The following is a 16,702-nucleotide window of genomic DNA, read 5'->3' as shown; positions in this document are numbered from 1 at the left end:
ATAAGGATGCCGAGAAAGGTACCATAGAATACTACATGCCGGTCCAGGCAGGAGTGCCCGGAAGCCGGCATGCAGTTATATCTATGAAAAAATCTGGCGGAGAGAGAGGGATTCGAACCCTCGATACGGGTTTACACCCGTATAACGGTTTAGCAAACCGCCGCCTTCAGCCTCTCGGCCATCTCTCCGTTGTACTTCGGAAATCTTTTAAATTATATAATTTTCCAGCCGTTTGGCAAATGAATATCCAAAAACGCCGCACGCCCTGTTCCGCGCCAGAGCGGCAAGCCGCATCAGCAAACCGGTACGCGCGGCGGTATAGTCTGTTCGGCAACCACGGCGTTGAAAAAACAAAACCTCAGTCGGCTTTCACACCGGCGCCGGTTACGAACCGGCGGTCCCGCATCAGCCGCCACGCGAAATACAGCAGCACTGCCGGCGTGGCCACGATACCCAGGCCCGTATCGGGCGGCACAAATGAAAATACGCGGAAATAGTAATTCTTGGGAATCAGCACCAGTCCAAACAGCACGCTGTAAACAAAATCCGTATTCTCGCCCGGCGCGTTGAGAAACATGAAAAACGGAATCAGGTACAGCGTCAGCCGGTAATCTGCCGACACGAACGGCAATGCCGTCATGCAGACTGTCAGCAGCGCAACCCTGCGCCACAAAACCGTTTCGCGCCGGATAACAAACCACGCCGCATACAGGTATCCGGCGGCAGCCGCGACAAAATAGGGCCTGGCCATCCGCTCGACCAGCTCCTCCACCGTACCCAGCGCAAAAAGCCCGCAGTTGTAAAAATGCATCAGCACGACTTTGAGCGCGCCGAACACGCTGTGCCCGAAAAACAGGCCGTTATTGCCTACCACATAAGCCTGATGATAACTTACTGTCCAGTTTCCTTTGGGCCCGGGATCCGGATGCAGAAACTGGTTAACGGTAAGCCCGTTCCATACGGCAAGCAGGGCGGACGCGCCCGCCGCCGTCAGAGCGAACACGCAGAATGCGGCCGCAAGCTCCCGGTATTTCCGGTCCGCCACAAATAAAACCGCGAATACTATATGAAACGGTTTTAATCCGAGTGAAAAACCGAATATTGCCGCCGCAACCGCATACGCGCCCCGGCTGTATGCGTAAAGAAAGGCGGACACCAGCATAAAGTAATAAAGCTGCATGTTGCCCCTGTCGAGCGTAAACAGAAATGGATAACACAGCCCGCATAACGCGATAACCGCCGCCGCCCGCACTGCGAACGACAGCCTGCCCGTTCCCCAGAAACAATAACAGACAAAAAACGCCGCGCCTAGCGCAGAAAAAATGAACAGGGCCGTCCATGCCGGATTTATCCGCGAAAACGCATACATGAGCACATTGCCCAGCGGCAGCACGGTGAGAGCGGAACGCGACAGCAGAAACTGGCGGTCATATTGCCATTTGAACCAGTTGTCGTAAAAATCTCCGAACTGGCGTTCGGAGTTAAACAACAAACTGCCGTAAGGGAATTTATAACCGTGCAACGCGCCGCTTACGCAGCAGTAGAGCGCCGCAAGCGCGAAACCCGCTGACAATACGGTGAAAAAAACTTTCAGCTTCCCGGATTTTGTAAGCGGCGAATTGCCGCGCGCAAATGTAAACATTTCCAGATTATACATTTTTGCGGCCCGCGCTCCCGCCCGCGGGAGAAGTGGCTGGCACGCGAGCGCAATATGCCGCGCTATTTTCAAAAGGCGGTTCTGCCCGGCGGCGCGGGCGGATCTGATAAATATTCCGCACGCAAGAAATCCGGCGCTGGTCGCCACGACAGAATAATTGCCGGCATGGCATAGCTCAAGCATGGTAATGAATTATGCTTCCCCGCTGCCGGAGCAAACGACAGCTTGTACAAACCGAAGTTCCCGGCGCAAACCGGAGAAAGGTTCATTTTATTGTATAATCTAGCAGATAAAATGGAGGGAACCGTTTTATGGAAAAAATGCAATACGTTTCAATTCTATTTGAAGTGGCTATTGCCATGATGGGCATCATGCTCGGCGGTTTCAAGGATAAGGCTTACGGCTGGGGGATAGCGTTCACCTACATTATTTATGTGATATATGACACCGCCAAGGTGCTTGACATGACGATGCCGGATTTTCTGCCGGTCGTGTTTTTTCTGGCTACCATGTCAATGCTCTGGGCGGTCTGGCGGCTGATACTCGATTTGCCGAATCCTAAACATGCGCCGGAACCCGTTACCCCGCATCACATTGCGGATGATGTGCAGAAAGCCGAGGAAATCTGACCGGCTGCTGAACCTCTGTTCGGAACAGTTTATTGAACGGGGCCGCAACCGTACAGGTTGCGGCCCCGTTGCTGCACATGCCGTTTGCCGGATTTTTCGTTTACAATTTCAAAACACCGCATATAAGCGGAGTGATTGCGCGAAATTTTTGCGCGGCCGGTATGTGAAAAATCCTTCCGGCATATGCCGGAAGGATTTTCCCCCAGAGCCTCCCTCTACCCAAAAGACTATTATATTTTACACATTATATATTATTTTGTCAACTAATCTTGCATTAGATTTTTACCCAACATGAGAGTTTATAATAACTTGATAAATTTTAGAAAATAACCTTTAATATCTATGATTTATTTTTAATTGCCTTAAAATCCTGTTCTATAGCCATATGAGCGATAAAAAACTAATGTATGATCATGATGATCATGCTGGAAAGTTCTGATTGTTAGCTAAAAATTAACATACAAAGTAAATTTTGTCACAAACAGGCTAGATATGTGTATTTATGTTTAACTGGTTTGCACATTTCGCACACATTCTGCATAAAACCCGGTGCTGGTTGGCACGACATAATGATTGCCGACATGGCATAGCTTAAGCAGTGGGATGAAGTGTGTAACCCTGCGTAAGCGGGGCAAACAACAGGCAACAGGTTATGCAAAACGCCCCCCCCCTCCGGCTAAGCCTGGGGGCGGGGTATCTCGCAAAACATAGCTGCTTGTCGGCAACGTTTGATAAATGCAGGCAGGTCTTACCAGTATATATGCGGGGTTCAGGAATTTAAAACGCCGTGCTGCTGCCCGCATAGCCGTCGCGCAGATACAGCATTTTATCGGGATGGTGTTAGTAGAAAGCGGTTGCATTCGGCGCCTGGGTATTTGCCGCCGGAAGAGTTCGAAGCAAAAGCAGGGTTGAAATTATCGCCGCAAACAGTGATGCCGACCCTCTGGACACAACTAAACTTGCCAGCCGCTATCTAAGCATATGTCCAACTCATGGGGTGCACTTTAAATGTTTTCACGCGCTGGAGAGTTAGTATAATACTCATGTTTCAGGAATTTAAAACAGGGTGCGCCGCAGAGTGCGGCTTACGCCTGCCGGTTTGCCGTCGGCGCCGCGCGTTACGGCAATGGTTGCGGTTGCGTAGATAATAGTTCCTTCTTTGGTAAGCATTTCCGATTCCACGGTAACGGACTGGCCAGTTTGAAGGGAATCGGCCACGGCGGCCTTGTCCGGCCGGACAGCGCTTTCTTCCAGCAGAAGCTGATAATAGTTTTCGCCTTCAAGTTCCTTCGCGGTATAGCCGGAAAGCTCAAGCAGGCTCGGGCTGGCGAATACTATGCCGCTTTCAAAATCGGTCAGCAGCACGAGCGCATTATCGGGCAGCCGGGGCGATTCCTTCCCTGCGAAAAATGCCGCCGCGAATTCCCGATCGTTCCGCGCGATTCCGGTACACGCGCCCGATAACAGTACAAGACCCGCCGCAACCGCGCAGTTCAGCCGGTTCATCGTGGTTTCACGGCTGTTGTTGATACGGCCGTGCCGTTATAATCAATCGCCAGGCTGGTAACGCAGTATTTCTTGCCGCGCATTTTTCCGGCGACTGTTTTTCCGGCGGTTTTTTTGCCCGCCTTTGCGGGTTTGGTTTTTTTAGCGCGAACCTGTTTGGTTTGCTTGGCTGGCGACGCCGGCTTTGTTTCGGTGTTTATTGCCGTTGCCGCGGCCGTGGCGGCGCTTTGCGCCATAAGCGGCGAGCTTGCAAGGCAAAAAAACGCAATCAGCAGGATTCTGGTCATCATTTCATTCCTTGGCGACGATATGTTTAATTGCGAGCCCGGCGAGCGTCAGCCCGAATATCCCGGTTACCGCGCACAGACTGCCGAAAGTACGGCGCGGCGTTCCGTCGCGCGTTTCTTCAGGCGCGGCGGCGCAGTTTGCCGGCTCCTCATCCGACCATACGCACTGGACAGGCGCGGTTACGCCGTTTTTTTTCAGGGTTATGCGCAGTTTCCGCGCGAGCGGGCAGTGCGTGGCGTTTTGAATGGCTGATACCTTTATGCGCGTAACGTCCGACTTGCGCGCCGCGCCCATTGAGGAAAACTGGGTAATGCCATTGGCGGCGCAGTGCGAGATAAGCGCCAGCTTTGAATTGAAGGTGTCAATCGCGTCAAGCACAACGTCCGGGCCGGACGCCAGCAGTCCGGAAATATTCTGCGGATCAATGAATTCTTCCCGCACGATAACCCTGCATGCGGGATTGATATCTTTTATCCGTGCCAGAGCCAGTCCGGTTTTTTTTTGCCCGACGGTTGAATGCAGCGCGAAAAGCTGCCGGTTGATGTTTGATTCCGACACCACATCGAAATCCGCCAGAGTCAGCTGTCCTACTCCGGCCCGCGCGCAGGCTTCCGCGGCGAAACTGCCCACCGCGCCGAGCCCCGCGATCAGAACATGCGCGGCTGCCAGTTTCCGCACGCCGGTTTCGCCCAGCAATAACAGGGTGCGCTGGCTGAAATCGCTCATAAAAATCCTATGGCCCGGCCGGCGTTTTCATAAAATGTTTCCGCCGGGCCGCTTATGCCAGCCAGCGCTCCGACCGCCATTGTAACCTGATCAATAGGCGGAAACGGCGGAACCGTACCGTTAATCCTGCCGTGCGGGAAATCCGTTTCGCATAACAGCCTGTGCGCCGGCACGGCTTTGATCAGGCTTGGCAGACGCTTGCCGCGCGGGTCCAGAACGCGCGGCCCGAACGAAAAATATCCGCCTAGTTCCGTCAGTTCACTGATCAGTTCGGCCGGGCCGCTGAACCCGTGCATTATAAACCCGGCCGGGAACGGCCCGGTCCGCCGCAAAATCTTCATCATGCCGGCCCACGCCTTGACGCAATGCACACTCAGCGCACGGTGGTGCCGGCGTGCCAGTTCGGCCTGCGCGGCGAAAAATTCCTCCTGGAGTGGCATGGCGGTCTGGATGGCGCCGTCCAGTCCGGTTTCGCCAACCCGCGCGGCTGGGTTGCGGGCAAGCAGGGCATCAAGCTCCGCCAAATCCGCCGGCGTGTGCCGCGCGCAGAACCACGGATGTATCCCGATAAAAGGCGTTACCGGGCCGCAGCGCGCCGCGTAGAGCGTGTTCTGCCACTCCGCTTTTCCCGCGGAATTTGCAAAAGCGCGGGTTATGCCGGCGCGGTCAAGCGTCTGGCTGAACCCGGTTATGCCGGGCGGAAGAAGATGCAGGTGCGCGTCGGCGAACGGCATACAGAATTCTAGCGCATTTTGGCGGCGATTAAAACCCGCGCCGCCTGCGAAATGCTATACTGGAACAGGAAAATACCATTTGGCCTGCCCCGGTCTGTATAGCGCGCGAATTGAAATTCACTGATGCGTTTCCCGTAAGATCACAGCGTAAAAGGCAGCCACGGAGGATATATGCGTTTATATATACCCGCCGCGGCGGCGTTGTTATTGCTGTCGCAGTGCGTGAGTTCGCAGGAATATGCGGCGCAGGTTCCGGCGGAAAGCGGAAACGGGCTTTCCGTCCCGCTGATGCAGAAACCGGTCGCGCCGCCGTCAAAAAGCGTGTTCGAACTGGGCGAGATTGCCAGCCAGTCGGGCGCGGCGAAGCAGTCGGCGGTTTACTCGTCCGCCGAAATAGGTTCAAAGGAACTGCTGGAAGATAATGTCAAAAGCGTGTCGGACGCGCTGCTCAAGGTTACCGGATTCTCGGAAACCCGCACCAGCCGGGGCGAGCAGTCGTTTTATCTGCGCGGCGCGTCGCAGCTTCAGGTGCCGGTAATGTTTGACGGCGTGCCGGTCTATGTGCCTTACGGCGATATTATTGACACTAACAAGCTGCCGGTGTCGAATGTGTCGAAAATTCAGGTATCGAAAGGGCTCAGCTCCGTGCTTAACGGCCCCAATACCATGGGCGGCGTGGTGAATGTGATTACCGCCAAACCGCGCGGGAAGCTGGAGCTGTTTGCCGACGGCTCGTTCGCCGGCGAAACCGACCGCGCCGGTTCGGCCGGCGCGGGTACCAGGCAGGACAGGTTCTATGCCGCGGTGTCGGCCGATTATGCCGACTCAAAGGGGTTCGCTCTGTCAAACGGCTTCACACCCGCCGGCTCGCAGACTTCCTCCGGCATCCGCCAGAACTCCGGCTATATCAGGCGCAATTATTCGGGCAAGCTGGGTCTTGTGCCCAGCGAAAATCATGAATACGCCTTCGCCGTGAACTGCGTTGACGCGAACTATCAGGTTCCCGCCAACCTCTATAATCCGCGCTACTGGCGGTTTAGCGAATGGAAGAAGAATACCTACTATGCGGTGGGGAGTTCCTCGTTTGGCATGGTTAATGTCGGCAGCCGGTTTTATTACGACAGCTACTATAACGTGCTCGACTCTTATGATAACGCCACCTACACCACCCAGAACACAAGGAAAGCCTTCCATTCCACTTATGACGATTATTCCTGGGGCGGCGGCATTGTTCCAAGTGTCACTCTGCTCGACGGCCTGACCGAGCTGGGCGCCGCGTTTTCCTATAAAAAGGATATCCACCGCTCTCAGGACACTGCGGGTGCGGCATGGGAACGTTACGAGGCTCAGACCCTTTCGCTGGGGCTGGAAAACAACTGGAAACCGCACAACGGCCTGACCGCGCTTATCGGTGCAAGCTGCGATATTCAGGATCCGCTTTATTCCAACGGCGGATTTGTGCGCGGCAGCGATACCGCTTTCAATCCCCAGGCTGGTGTGAAATACTCGCTGGATGAAGATACCGAATTTTACGCCAGCGCCGGTATCAAAAGCCGCTTTCCCACTCTCAAGGAACTGTATTCAGGTTATATTGACACCAAAATTCCGAATCCGAACCTGCAGAAGGAGGTTTCGCATAACTACGAAGCGGGCGCGCGGCTGTTTGCGCCGGGCTTAAAGACCGCAGTTGAGGCGTCGGTGTTTTATAACCCCGTGCGCGACCTGATTGACTCGGTTGTTCTCAGTTCCAGCGCGAGCCAGATGCAGAATATCGGCAAAGCCGAATTCAAGGGGGTGGAGATGTCGGTTAAAAGCGCGCTTCCGGGTTCGAATGAAACCGATATCGGCTATACTTACCTTCACGCTCGAAACACCACTCCGGGCGCAGAGTCCGACAAACTGCGCGATCGCCCGGCGCACCGGTTTTACGCCAGCGATCTGTGGAAAATTAACGGTAAATTCGAGTTATTCGCAAAGCTGTCCGCATTTTCCAGCCGGTATGTTCAGGATGCGGCGGGCGGCTGGGTGACGCTGGGCGGGTTCTGCACCGTTGACGCGAATATTTCCTATCACGTCACCGCGGATTTATTGCTGCGCGCGGGCGGAACCAATCTGCTGGACAGGAATTATTTTACCGATTATGGCGCGCCCGCTCCGGGCCGCACGCTGTATGCGCGCGCCGGGCTGGCTTTCTAAACCGCATAAGGTGTCTGGCGGCGGGCCCCTTCCGGGCCCGCCGTTACAGGTGTCAGTAGCAGGCGTTGAGCAGCTGCACGGCAATAGCGGCGAGCTGTCTGGAATCCGTGGAAAAATTGTTGGCGATAAAGGAAAACGCGATTTGTCTGCCCGACCGATCCTTCATATACCCCGAAAAACTCTTCACCCCTTCCATATAGCCGGTTTTGACGCGCGCGTTTTTCGCCAGCGGCGTGCCGGCGCCGAAATCTTTCATGCGGCCTAAATCCGCCGGGTCGCCCGCTACGGGCAGCGAAGCGTAAAACTCCCTGAAATACGATTTTGCCGTCATGCGGGCGAGCAGATCGGTGACGGAACGGGCGGTAACCGTGTCGGCTCGGGAAAGTCCGCTGCCGTCATACATTTTCAGGCCCGCGGCCGACACGCCTTCGGTAGACAGAAAAAGCAGGATATTCTTTATGCCGTCCTCCGCCTTGCCGGATGCCGACAGGTGACGCAGCATTGTTTCCGCGTACAGGTTGAAACTCGTTTTATTGGTCACGAAAATGATGTCGTCAAGCGGCGGGGAAAGGGTTTCGGTGAGTTTTGTCAGGCGCGCGCTGTCGGTGTCTTTTGCGGCTTTGCGCACCCCGAACGGAGTTTTTATGCCGGCTTTTGAAAGCGCGGCCAGCAGTTCATGCCCCAGATAAACGCCCGGTTCCGGCAATGCGGCTTTTACGGAAAAGAGCGGGCCCGCCGGCACCGTGCCCGACACATAGCCGCTGTAGGAATCCGGCCCGTTATAAACAAACGCGTTGTCGCCGGAACCGGCCGGCCCGGTAAGCACATTGTTCTGCAGCGTGAAATTGGGCAGGGCTGGGTTCGTGTCTTCAAGAATGGCGGGCAGTCCCGGTTTCCTGCCGGGCTTGAAATGGAGGTACAGGATATTGTCGTTCACGCTCAGGGCGGAGGCCTGCGCGCCGTAATAATTGCCCACGTCTTCCCAGAACCATTTGCCGGGCACGGAATCGCCCTTGAAATAGCTGTCGTCTGGGCGGATGAAGCCGCGCAGTTCCCTGATGCCGGCGGCTTTGGCCGCGCGCGCCCATTTGTCCACGACGCGCGCTAGCGAAAGCGAGCCTTTTACCCGGTCCGATCCCAGCGTGGGGTCGCCGCCGCCGCGGATGTAGAGGTCGCCTTTGAGCACGCCGTCCTCATCGTCAATCGAGCCGGAATAAAGCAGTTCGGTTTTGAACCGGTGGTCCGGCCCGAGCAGTTCCAGCGCGGCGGCGGTGGTGAAAAGTTTCATTCCCGAAGCGGGGCAGAGGTTCTTGCCGGAGTTGAACGAGGCCAGTTCTGTTCCGTCGGCGGTGTAGACGGCGCGGAAAGACCATTGCGCGTCCGCCAGCGCGCCGGTTTCATAACTGCCGAGCAGTTCTGGCAGAACTGCCTGCCGGTCCGCCGCGCAGGCCGGAAAACCCAGCGCGATAATTAAAAATGCAATTTTTCTCATAAGCTCTACCCCGCGTTGTTCATTATCAGAAATGCGCCGGCGACTATAATGCCCGCGGCGAAACTTTTCCGTGGAACATCGTGCTCGCCGAACAGTTTGCCGCCTGCCGCCGTGCCCATAAACACCGAAGTGCGCTTCAAGGCCAGCACCAGCGCGACCGGTGCCAGCCTGACCGCTTCGATCTGGGCCCAGCGGTACACCAGTGAAACAAGCGCGAGCGTGACAATCAGCCCGCCGCATCGTCTGACAAGCGCGGCTGTCTGGCGATATCCATACCCGCGCGCCAGGTATACCGCCCAGAAACAAAACGCCTGGAACAGCTGGTTGAAACCCAGCACCGCGCCCGGTTTCATGCGGTAACGGGTTATGGCGGTTTTGTCAATAAGCGAGGTGACGGCAAAAATCGTCAGCGCGGCCAGGATATAGCGGTAGCCGTCTGCCTTGAGCAGTTTGATGAAAGGCTCGAAAAGGCCGGTTTTGCCGTCGGATTGCAGCAGGTAGGTGCCGGCCAGTATCGTCACAAGTCCGCCTGTTTCGCGCACGGATAATGTTTCGCCTAAAAACAACAGCCCTCCGACCGCCGCCAGCGCGGGCGTCAGCGCAAGCAGAGGCAGCGCGCCGCTTAGTTCCAGCCGTTTTATGCTTTCCATGACAAACAGGAAAGCCGCCGAGCCGAGCGCGGTTTTGAAAAACAGCAGACCGAGCCCTGTCCGCGAAACGGCGCCGAAGTCAACGCCGTGCAGCAGCGGCAGCGCGACTGCGGCTGAAACAACGGCGAATACGAACGAAAAAGGAACAGCCTCTTCCGTAAAAAGGATTTTCTTTTCAATTACCGCCGCGATCGCGGAAAAAACCGCCGACAGCAGCGCGAGTGACGCCCAGAGCATGCTATATTGTAAAAAATCGGGGAATGGCGCGCCACAGCGTTTAACGGCAGGTATGGCCGGCCGGACTTAGCGCGGCGCCACGGTTGTTTCCGCCGCCGTGGCACCCGGACCGGCGTTGCCCGGATTAAGCCGCCAGATCGCGAAATTGAGCGCGCCCGCGAAACTCAGCCACGCGAGATAAGGCGCAAGCAGCCATGCCGCCGTGCGGGATTGTTTCGCGAAAACAGCCAGTGTCGCCGCCACGGCCAGCCAGAGGATCAGCAGTTCCGCCAGCGCAACACCCGGGCTGCGCCAGCCGAAGAATATCAGCGGCCAGCCGGCGTTCAGAACCAGCTGGACACCAAACAGGACCAGCGCGGTTTTGCGCGCGGGCACGGATTCTGTTTTCCACACAAGCCATAAAGCGACTGCCATTAGCAGGTAAAGCGCGGTCCAGACGGGCGCGAAAAGCCGGTCCGGCGGATTCCACGCCGGCTTGGACAGGCTCGCATACCAGTCCGGCGCCAAACCGGCAGCGGCGGAGCCGATCGCGCCCGTTGTCAAACACAGCGCGATACACGCCAGCAGCGCGGTTTTCCCTGTTTTGTCCATGTGGCTGATTATAACAGTTTGTGCCGGGCTTGAGTTGCGCGGTCTGTAAAAGCTATTGTATTGCAATGAACCATGCGCGGCATATGACCGCTTATCTGTCTGCCGAAGCAGTCAAGGGCGAACGCATTATCAATGTGCTGAGGCTGTGCATTATTGCGCTTTTGGCCGGCACCGAACTGGCTGAGCTGGGCCTGGGGGCCGGGATGCCGGAGCGCCTGTCGGGGCTGGTGTTTAACATCGGCTGGCTGTGGCTGGCATTCGGCGCGGCGATGCTGTGGACTGTTAATTACAGACGCGTTTTCCAGCCCTGGTTCAAGTTCGCCGTGCCTGTGGCCGACGCTTTGTTCGCCGGGTTTGCCGCGCTGTCTTTGCGCGACGATATCGGCGCGGGCGCGGACGCGTTTTTTTATTTCCTCATAGGCGTTTCGCTGTTCCGGGTCAACCGAAAAGCGGTCTGGACGGCCACCGCCGCCACCGCCTGCGCGTATGTGTTCGCGCAATGGCTGGGGGCGCGTTACGGTTTTCCGGCCCAGACAGCATGGCAGTTATGGATTAACGTGGGAATGATGGCGCTGTTCGGCGTGCTGTGTTCTTTCGCCGCAGGTTCCGCGCTTGAGCGCGGACAGGCGCTGGTGAATGACCGGGTTTACCGCGAACGGCTGGAAAACGCGTTTTCAAAATATGTGCCTTATCATGTGGCGAACGAAATATTCGCCGCCGGAGCGGATCTTGAAGTGGCGGGGCGCGGCCATTCGGCGCGGGTGGCGGTGCTGATAGCGGATATACGCGGATTCACCAAAATGGCGCGGACTCTTGCCCCGGCAAAACTGATGGCTCTGCTTAACGAACATTTTTACCAGCTCGGCGATCTTGTGTTCATGCATGGCGGAGCGGTGAACAAATTCGTGGGGGATTCGATTATCGCCGTGTTCGGCGATCCCCTCAAACTGGACGATCCGTGCCTGTGCGCCGCGAAATGCGCCGCCGAAATAGTGAAAGCCGTGTCCGCCGCAAACGCCGCAGGCCGGACACCGGGGCTGGAGGTCGGGATCGGGCTGCATTTCGGGGAAATCGTAGCCGGCAATCTCGGTTCGGAAGACCGCATCGAATACGCCGTTCTGGGCGATACGGTGAACATGACCGAACGCATCCAGTCCTGCGCCAGGCCGGGCGAAATACTCGCTTCGGGCGTGTTTGCCGACTCGGCGGGAGAGGAGTTTAAGTGGCTGCCTTCCGAAAAAGAATTCATGCTTAAAGGCTACAGCGAGCCGGTAAAACTGTTCCGGCTGGACTGCGCTTGAGCCTGCCGCCAGGGGACCGCGGCGGTCAGCCGGATACGGTGCATAATCCCGCTGGCGCGGCGCACGGCTGTTTCAGGTGAAACGGCAGCTGCTGCGGCCCGGTTATGCTGCCGCGCTGTGTGTCGGCAGCGGCGCTCACGGGTCCAGCACCACCTGATATTTAGGAGTGGGGTACGGCCAGACGGTATTATTATCCCCGCCGCCATGTTCCCCGAAGATGGAAGACCGTACGGACACTTTGTTGTGCACGCAAAGCCTGTCGCCGCAGTTCTGCCCGCTTCCTAGCGCATTCACATTAATGTCAAAGAAATTATTTTCGGCTACCCAGATTTGGTAAACATCAAGACCGTCGCCAAGCGTTTTGAGTTTGTCCAGCTCGGCTTCCTTAAACACCCGGAGCTGAAACAGCCGGGGCTGAACATCGGTGGAATCGCCGTATACAAGGGTTTGGCGGTAAATCGGGCGCAACTCTGAAATATCCGCTTTTGCCTTTGAATAGAAAAATGTGGTGGTTGTAAGTTCTTTGGCTTCGGTTTCAAAAACAGCGCTTCCAATGGCTCTGGCGCCGTTATCGCCGGAAAGGCCGGACTGGCCGCCGGACTGGAGGCAGACGTCTTCATCGGTTACCGAATTACCACCCGGCGATTCGGTGCAGTCGCCGGCGTTATAGTAATAAGCTTTGCGGAAAAACGCGTGGTTTTCTATAAGTGTCTTAAACACAGCCGTTTGCGAATTGCTCACGTTGCCTAGCAGCGCATACACCTGAAACCAGAAGTCAAAGTGCAACTTGACCGTGTCGAAAGTGACATATGTTTCCAAAGCGGTGTAAGGGCAGTTTGTATTCCATTCTTTCGCGTTAACACAATCGAGGCTCGCCGCGCCGATAAAATGGTTGCGGTCCCGGAACATATAATCATACTCTTTCCAGTCGTTAGGGCCGAAATAGGGACGGTTCCAGTTGTCCACATTTGTCTTGCCGTCGTAACTTTGCATGTCGTAGGTGCCGTTGCCGGTGCGTGTGCCATAGCCATGCGCGCCTACAAACTGGATCAGCCATTTCTTCCGCGTGTCTACAAAATCGTCGTCAATATCTTCATAAAGGCGGGCTCCGTTAGTGAAGTTGTCCCCTTGAGGGTTATCATCCTTCACCCAGGTGGGATAGGTGCCGTTAGCCAGCAGCAAATCGTGCAGACAAACGGAAACGCGCGTGGTCAATGACTTTTTTGCAAGCGCGACAGTGTTGCCGTTCGATACCTTGCAGTCTTCGTAATTTTCCGCGAAGATGCGATAGGGAAACGCTCCGTTCACATACGCTGTCCGGTTGAAAAAATCCGCATAGTTCTCCATCTCGACCGTGGCCGCCACGTCCGCGGCGAGCTGGTATTTTATTTTGGCGCGCGACAGTTTCGCCGTTTCCAACAGCAGTATTACAAAGAGCCACAGTGTCGGCAATAAGAATATGGCGGGCATAAGCAGCTGACCCTTGTCTGCAAGGACCAGTTTGCGCAGTACCGCTATTGTCTTTCCTGCAGTTCTGTACATGGAAATACGGGCGCGGACATACACCGCGATTTTTTCCCGGCTGAAGCCAAAAACAGCTCATACGGGAGATTGCACTGCGATTGAACTTATGTTGCGAAGATTCAGCGCGCGCCGCATAGCAGACAAACTGTTTAACATCCGGTTACAGGTTCAAGACAGGAAGCGATAAAAGGTGAATTGCGAATGTTGGTTTATTATAAGCCGTAATTAACCAGCCTGTCAAGAGCTGATTGGCGCACTGTTATCGGGCGAATCCGTTTCCCCGGCGGACCTGCGGCAGGGTGTCGCCCCTTACCGGCAGGGCCGGCCACGGCCGGCGGTTTGCGCTCACCTGATTTTCTGGGACTCGATATCCGCAGCGGATATCGCGGGATGGTGATACCGGTTTTTTTTCGAAAAACCGTTCATCATGATCGCTTTTTGCGGGCAGTAATTGGCACAGGCGAGGCAGCCGAGGCACCGGTGCCGCCAGCGCGGCCTGCCGCCGGAAAGTTCGATATTGCCGGCCGGACATACTTTCACGCATGTGCCGCAGCCATTGCAGCCGGAATTAAGGTGAAAAGAGGTGTCCCAGCGGCCACTTTTATGCACCACGAATTTGCGGAGCAGCGGCAGCAACAGCTCCGGCAGAAAAAAGCCGCGCGCAACCGGGGCGGTATGACGGATTTTTACTTTTTCAGCTATTTCAAGCAGTTCCGAATCGGCTTTTTTCAGCAGTCCGGCGCATTCTTCCGCCGGTTTTACCTGCGGGAAAGGCAGGTAATTCGACGGCATTTTCAACCCGAACCCGGCCGCCAGCTTCGCGCCTTTCGGGTTCAGCGCGGCCTGCACGTGGCCCAGCGCGTAGCCTTTCGACCCGGCGTAGGTCGCCACCGCGAAGATATACGGCGAGCCGGAAAATTCCAGTCCGGCAATGAAAGTTTCCACAATGCCCGGCGCGGCCCAGCAGTAAACCGGGAAGACGAAGCCGACGGTCTCCGCTTCGCAGCTGAATCTGCCCGCTTTCAGTTCCGCCGGAATGTGCCTTGTTTCGCCTCCCAGCGCGGCGGACAGCAGTTGTGCCGCATGAAGTGAGTTGCCGGTTCCTGAAAATGCGTAAATTACGGTTTTCATGCCTATGTCACTCCGGGCGCGCGGGCGTATGCGCGCTAGCGTCTTTTAAGCCGGCCGGTTTCCATGCCGGTTGAAAAAATTTCGTCCAGTGTCGCCGAGCGGGCGATGCTGCCCGGCGTGACCACTTTTACGCCCGGCTGCACGGCAAAACCGTTTTCTTTGAGCCGGGCCGAAAGGCCGTCGTCAATGGTCACAGCCGAGCCGGTCTTGACCGGGTAAAACCGGCTTATCGTTTCCGCTCCGCAGAAAACGGGCGGATTGGCGGGCCTGCCCGCCAGTTCCACGAATTTATTGCGCAGGCCGGGCGATATGCCGGACGTCGCTTCGGCTATACGGAAAACGGCGAAACTTCTGCTTCTGAAAATCCAGGCGGCGAGCGGTTTGAGCGTCACGCGCCCGTTAAAGTCCAGCACATACCAACGCCAGTGGTGGCTGAGCACAAGCCCGCATTCGGAAACAGGTTCGCCGCTGACGGCGGAAAAGAATCTTCCTTCGCTGCCGCCGGAATTGGCGCGGCAGATTATGTCGCCGGACAGCGGTTTTATGGCCATATATTCCAAGAAAGGCGCCAGCAGGTAAATGCCGTAAACCGCCAGCAGTATTATCAGCGGGCCGGTAAGTTTCACAAGCAGCGCGGCTTTCCTGTTCATGGTTACAGGGTACAAAATTTTTATGTTTCCGGCGCGGTTGCGCCCCGCGAATTCGCGGCACGCACGGGTGCGGGAATTCCCGGGTTGCGGCGGCGCGGCGGTGGCAATCCGGCCGGCAAAATGATAGCCTTTCATTCTGCAGGCAGATACTGTTACAATGCGAAATATTTTACTTGAAACCGGATTGCTTCTGGCGGTAATGGCTGCTGCTGCGGGTGCGTTATGGCCGTCGGTCAAAAATGATTTCGTATGGGATGACGCCATTTATGTTTCCGGCAATCCGCTTATCCGCGATCTTTCGCCCGGCGGCATAAAACGCATTTTTGCCGGTACGCATTACGGGCTCTACAAACCCGCCTCCATAGTAACGCTCGCGCTCAATTACAGGTATTGCGGGCTTGACCCCGCGCCTTACCGCATAACCAATATCGCACTGCATGCCGCCAACGCCGGGCTGGCGTTCGCGCTGATTCTGCTGCTCACCCAAAACACCGCGGCCGCGTTTATCTGCGCGCTGCTGTTCGGGGTGCACCCGCTGCGGGTGGAATCAGTCGCGTGGGTGAGCGAGCGCAAGGACGTGCTGTACGCCCTCTTCTTTCTGCTTTCGTCCGTTTTTTATGCGGCCTATGTTAAAAACCGGAGCAGGATCCGGTATATCGCCGCGCTTGTCTGCTTCGGGGTTTCACTGACCGCAAAACCCATGGGCATTACCCTGCCGGCTGTTCTTTTCGTGTACGATTATCTGCTGGGGCGGCAATTTGACAAACGGCTGCTGCCGGAAAAGCTGCCGTACATTCTTGTGGCGGGAGCGTTCGGGCTGTGGACTTATTTTCTGCTCGGATCGGCGAACCAGTTTAAATCCGGGTATTCCCTGTCCGACCGGATATTTTTTGTCTTTTACGGGCTGAAATTTTATGCCGTCAAACTGTTTTATCCGGTTCGGCTGTCGGCGATCTATCCTTTTCCGGCGCGCAATGGCGGGGCGCTGCCGCTTGACTATCTGCTCAGTCCGGCGCTGGTGCTGGGAGTTCTGTTGCTTGCGGTCAAACGGTTTCATCGGGAAAAACCGCTTATGGCCGGGCTGGCGTTTTATATTATCGCCGTCGCGCCTGCGCTGCAGTTTTTTCCATCCGGCCAGGCGGTGACGGCGGACCGCTATTCCTACATTCCGTCGCTGGGGTTGTTTCTGCCCGTGGCTGTTTATGCGGAGCGGCTGCTGCGGAACCTGCGGGCGCGCAATATAAAATTCGCCGTCATTGCCGCGGCCTGCATGGCGGCGCTTGCCGCAACGCTTTTTTTCGCGGCGCGGGCGCGCTGCCGGGTATGGCACGATAATCTCGCGCTGTTTTCTGACGCGGCGTGCAAATATCCCGATATTTCCACAAGCAAG

At 56.3% G+C, this 16,702-nt stretch carries 15 protein-coding genes and 1 tRNA gene; 4 read left to right on the top strand and 12 right to left on the bottom strand.

Annotated elements, in window-relative coordinates:
• Positions 1-94 precede the first annotated feature (94 nt).
• Together PHW69_06890 and PHW69_06885 are read right to left on the bottom strand one after the other, a co-directional pair.
• Positions 95-188: transfer RNA gene (locus PHW69_06890), tRNA-Ser, on the bottom strand.
• Positions 189-358: 170 nt separating this feature from the next.
• Positions 359-1,642 (bottom strand): glycosyltransferase 87 family protein, encoded by a 1,284-nt coding sequence (locus PHW69_06885; GenBank protein MDD4004914.1) that lies wholly within the window; start codon positions 1,640-1,642, stop codon positions 359-361.
• 326 nt (positions 1,643-1,968) lie between these two features.
• Here PHW69_06885 and PHW69_06880 point away from each other — a divergent pair, with 326 nt between their 5' ends.
• Positions 1,969-2,286 (top strand): hypothetical protein, encoded by a 318-nt coding sequence (locus tag PHW69_06880; protein MDD4004913.1) that lies wholly within the window; start codon positions 1,969-1,971, stop codon positions 2,284-2,286.
• A gap of 1,056 nt (positions 2,287-3,342) precedes the next feature.
• Here PHW69_06880 and PHW69_06875 read toward each other — a convergent pair.
• Genes PHW69_06875 through PHW69_06860 form a run of 4 tightly spaced genes read right to left on the bottom strand, consistent with a single transcriptional unit; the run spans position 3,343 to position 5,540 of the window.
• Positions 3,343-3,792, bottom strand: coding sequence for a PAS domain-containing protein (locus tag PHW69_06875; GenBank protein MDD4004912.1), 450 nt, complete (start codon positions 3,790-3,792; stop codon positions 3,343-3,345).
• Positions 3,789-4,082 (bottom strand): hypothetical protein, encoded by a 294-nt coding sequence (locus tag PHW69_06870; GenBank protein MDD4004911.1) that lies wholly within the window; start codon positions 4,080-4,082, stop codon positions 3,789-3,791. Before PHW69_06870 ends, PHW69_06875 begins: the two co-directional genes overlap by 4 nt.
• 1 nt (position 4,083) lies before the next feature.
• A complete protein-coding gene (locus PHW69_06865) occupies positions 4,084-4,806 on the bottom strand; it encodes a tRNA threonylcarbamoyladenosine dehydratase (GenBank protein MDD4004910.1) in 723 nt (240 codons plus the stop codon).
• Complete coding sequence (locus tag PHW69_06860) at positions 4,803-5,540, bottom strand: TatD family hydrolase (protein ID MDD4004909.1); 738 nt, start codon at positions 5,538-5,540, stop codon at positions 4,803-4,805. Before PHW69_06860 ends, PHW69_06865 begins: the two co-directional genes overlap by 4 nt.
• A gap of 171 nt (positions 5,541-5,711) precedes the next feature.
• On the opposite strand from PHW69_06860, the gene PHW69_06855 reads away from it, so the two are divergent.
• Complete coding sequence (locus PHW69_06855; protein MDD4004908.1) at positions 5,712-7,736, top strand: TonB-dependent receptor; 2,025 nt, start codon at positions 5,712-5,714, stop codon at positions 7,734-7,736.
• Positions 7,737-7,788: 52 nt separating this feature from the next.
• On the opposite strand, the gene dacB is transcribed toward PHW69_06855, so the two are convergent.
• The 3 genes from dacB to PHW69_06840 form a co-directional block, all read right to left on the bottom strand.
• Entirely contained in the window at positions 7,789-9,228 is a 1,440-nt protein-coding gene (dacB, locus tag PHW69_06850) for a D-alanyl-D-alanine carboxypeptidase/D-alanyl-D-alanine-endopeptidase (protein MDD4004907.1), read from the bottom strand.
• A gap of 5 nt (positions 9,229-9,233) precedes the next feature.
• Positions 9,234-10,115, bottom strand: a complete 882-nt coding sequence (locus PHW69_06845) for an EamA family transporter (GenBank protein MDD4004906.1) — start codon at positions 10,113-10,115, stop codon at positions 9,234-9,236.
• Between the two features lie 66 nt (positions 10,116-10,181).
• The gene (locus PHW69_06840) at positions 10,182-10,706 is read right to left on the bottom strand and encodes a tryptophan-rich sensory protein (protein MDD4004905.1); all 525 of its coding nucleotides are present in this window, start codon (positions 10,704-10,706) and stop codon (positions 10,182-10,184) included.
• Between the two features lie 83 nt (positions 10,707-10,789).
• On the opposite strand from PHW69_06840, the gene PHW69_06835 reads away from it, so the two are divergent.
• On the top strand, positions 10,790-12,007 hold the full coding sequence (locus PHW69_06835; GenBank protein MDD4004904.1) for an adenylate/guanylate cyclase domain-containing protein: 1,218 nt from the start codon (positions 10,790-10,792) through the stop codon (positions 12,005-12,007).
• A gap of 135 nt (positions 12,008-12,142) precedes the next feature.
• On the opposite strand, the gene PHW69_06830 is transcribed toward PHW69_06835, so the two are convergent.
• The 3 genes from PHW69_06830 to PHW69_06820 form a co-directional block, all read right to left on the bottom strand.
• The gene (locus PHW69_06830) at positions 12,143-13,477 is read right to left on the bottom strand and encodes a hypothetical protein (protein ID MDD4004903.1); all 1,335 of its coding nucleotides are present in this window, start codon (positions 13,475-13,477) and stop codon (positions 12,143-12,145) included.
• Between the two features lie 399 nt (positions 13,478-13,876).
• Positions 13,877-14,662, bottom strand: coding sequence for an EFR1 family ferrodoxin (locus tag PHW69_06825; GenBank protein ID MDD4004902.1), 786 nt, complete (start codon positions 14,660-14,662; stop codon positions 13,877-13,879).
• A 35-nt stretch (positions 14,663-14,697) separates the two neighbouring features.
• Positions 14,698-15,312 carry a hypothetical protein gene (locus PHW69_06820; protein MDD4004901.1) on the bottom strand — a complete coding sequence of 205 codons (615 nt, stop codon included), beginning with the start codon at positions 15,310-15,312 and terminating at the stop codon, positions 14,698-14,700.
• A 157-nt stretch (positions 15,313-15,469) separates the two neighbouring features.
• Between PHW69_06820 and PHW69_06815 the strand changes: the two genes are divergently transcribed.
• The coding region (locus tag PHW69_06815) for a hypothetical protein (protein MDD4004900.1) at positions 15,470-16,702 on the top strand (1,233 nt) is incomplete at its 3' end.

The organism is Elusimicrobiaceae bacterium (assembly GCA_028700325.1).
Taxonomy (GTDB): Bacteria; Elusimicrobiota; Elusimicrobia; order Elusimicrobiales; family Elusimicrobiaceae; genus JAQVSV01.
The sequence above is the reverse complement of the archived record's forward strand: the minus strand, read 5'-3'. Positions and strand labels throughout refer to the sequence as shown.

What these genes read in the sequence shown, in the direction of transcription:
- PHW69_06870 (MDD4004911.1), bottom strand. Translation starts at nt 4,082, where the DNA reads ATGATGACCAGAATCCTGCTGATTGCGTTTTTTTGCCTTGCAAGCTCG.
- PHW69_06830 (MDD4004903.1), bottom strand. Translation starts at nt 13,477, where the DNA reads ATGCCCGCCATATTCTTATTGCCGACACTGTGGCTCTTTGTAATACTG.
- dacB (MDD4004907.1), bottom strand. Translation starts at nt 9,228, where the DNA reads ATGAGAAAAATTGCATTTTTAATTATCGCGCTGGGTTTTCCGGCCTGC.
- PHW69_06825 (MDD4004902.1), bottom strand. Translation starts at nt 14,662, where the DNA reads ATGAAAACCGTAATTTACGCATTTTCAGGAACCGGCAACTCACTTCAT.
- PHW69_06880 (MDD4004913.1), top strand. Translation starts at nt 1,969, where the DNA reads ATGGAAAAAATGCAATACGTTTCAATTCTATTTGAAGTGGCTATTGCC.
- PHW69_06840 (MDD4004905.1), bottom strand. Translation starts at nt 10,706, where the DNA reads ATGGACAAAACAGGGAAAACCGCGCTGCTGGCGTGTATCGCGCTGTGT.
- PHW69_06865 (MDD4004910.1), bottom strand. Translation starts at nt 4,806, where the DNA reads ATGAGCGATTTCAGCCAGCGCACCCTGTTATTGCTGGGCGAAACCGGC.
- PHW69_06885 (MDD4004914.1), bottom strand. Translation starts at nt 1,642, where the DNA reads ATGTTTACATTTGCGCGCGGCAATTCGCCGCTTACAAAATCCGGGAAG.
- PHW69_06820 (MDD4004901.1), bottom strand. Translation starts at nt 15,312, where the DNA reads ATGAACAGGAAAGCCGCGCTGCTTGTGAAACTTACCGGCCCGCTGATA.
- PHW69_06860 (MDD4004909.1), bottom strand. Translation starts at nt 5,540, where the DNA reads ATGCCGTTCGCCGACGCGCACCTGCATCTTCTTCCGCCCGGCATAACC.
- PHW69_06835 (MDD4004904.1), top strand. Translation starts at nt 10,790, where the DNA reads ATGACCGCTTATCTGTCTGCCGAAGCAGTCAAGGGCGAACGCATTATC.
- PHW69_06855 (MDD4004908.1), top strand. Translation starts at nt 5,712, where the DNA reads ATGCGTTTATATATACCCGCCGCGGCGGCGTTGTTATTGCTGTCGCAG.
- PHW69_06845 (MDD4004906.1), bottom strand. Translation starts at nt 10,115, where the DNA reads ATGCTCTGGGCGTCACTCGCGCTGCTGTCGGCGGTTTTTTCCGCGATC.
- PHW69_06875 (MDD4004912.1), bottom strand. Translation starts at nt 3,792, where the DNA reads ATGAACCGGCTGAACTGCGCGGTTGCGGCGGGTCTTGTACTGTTATCG.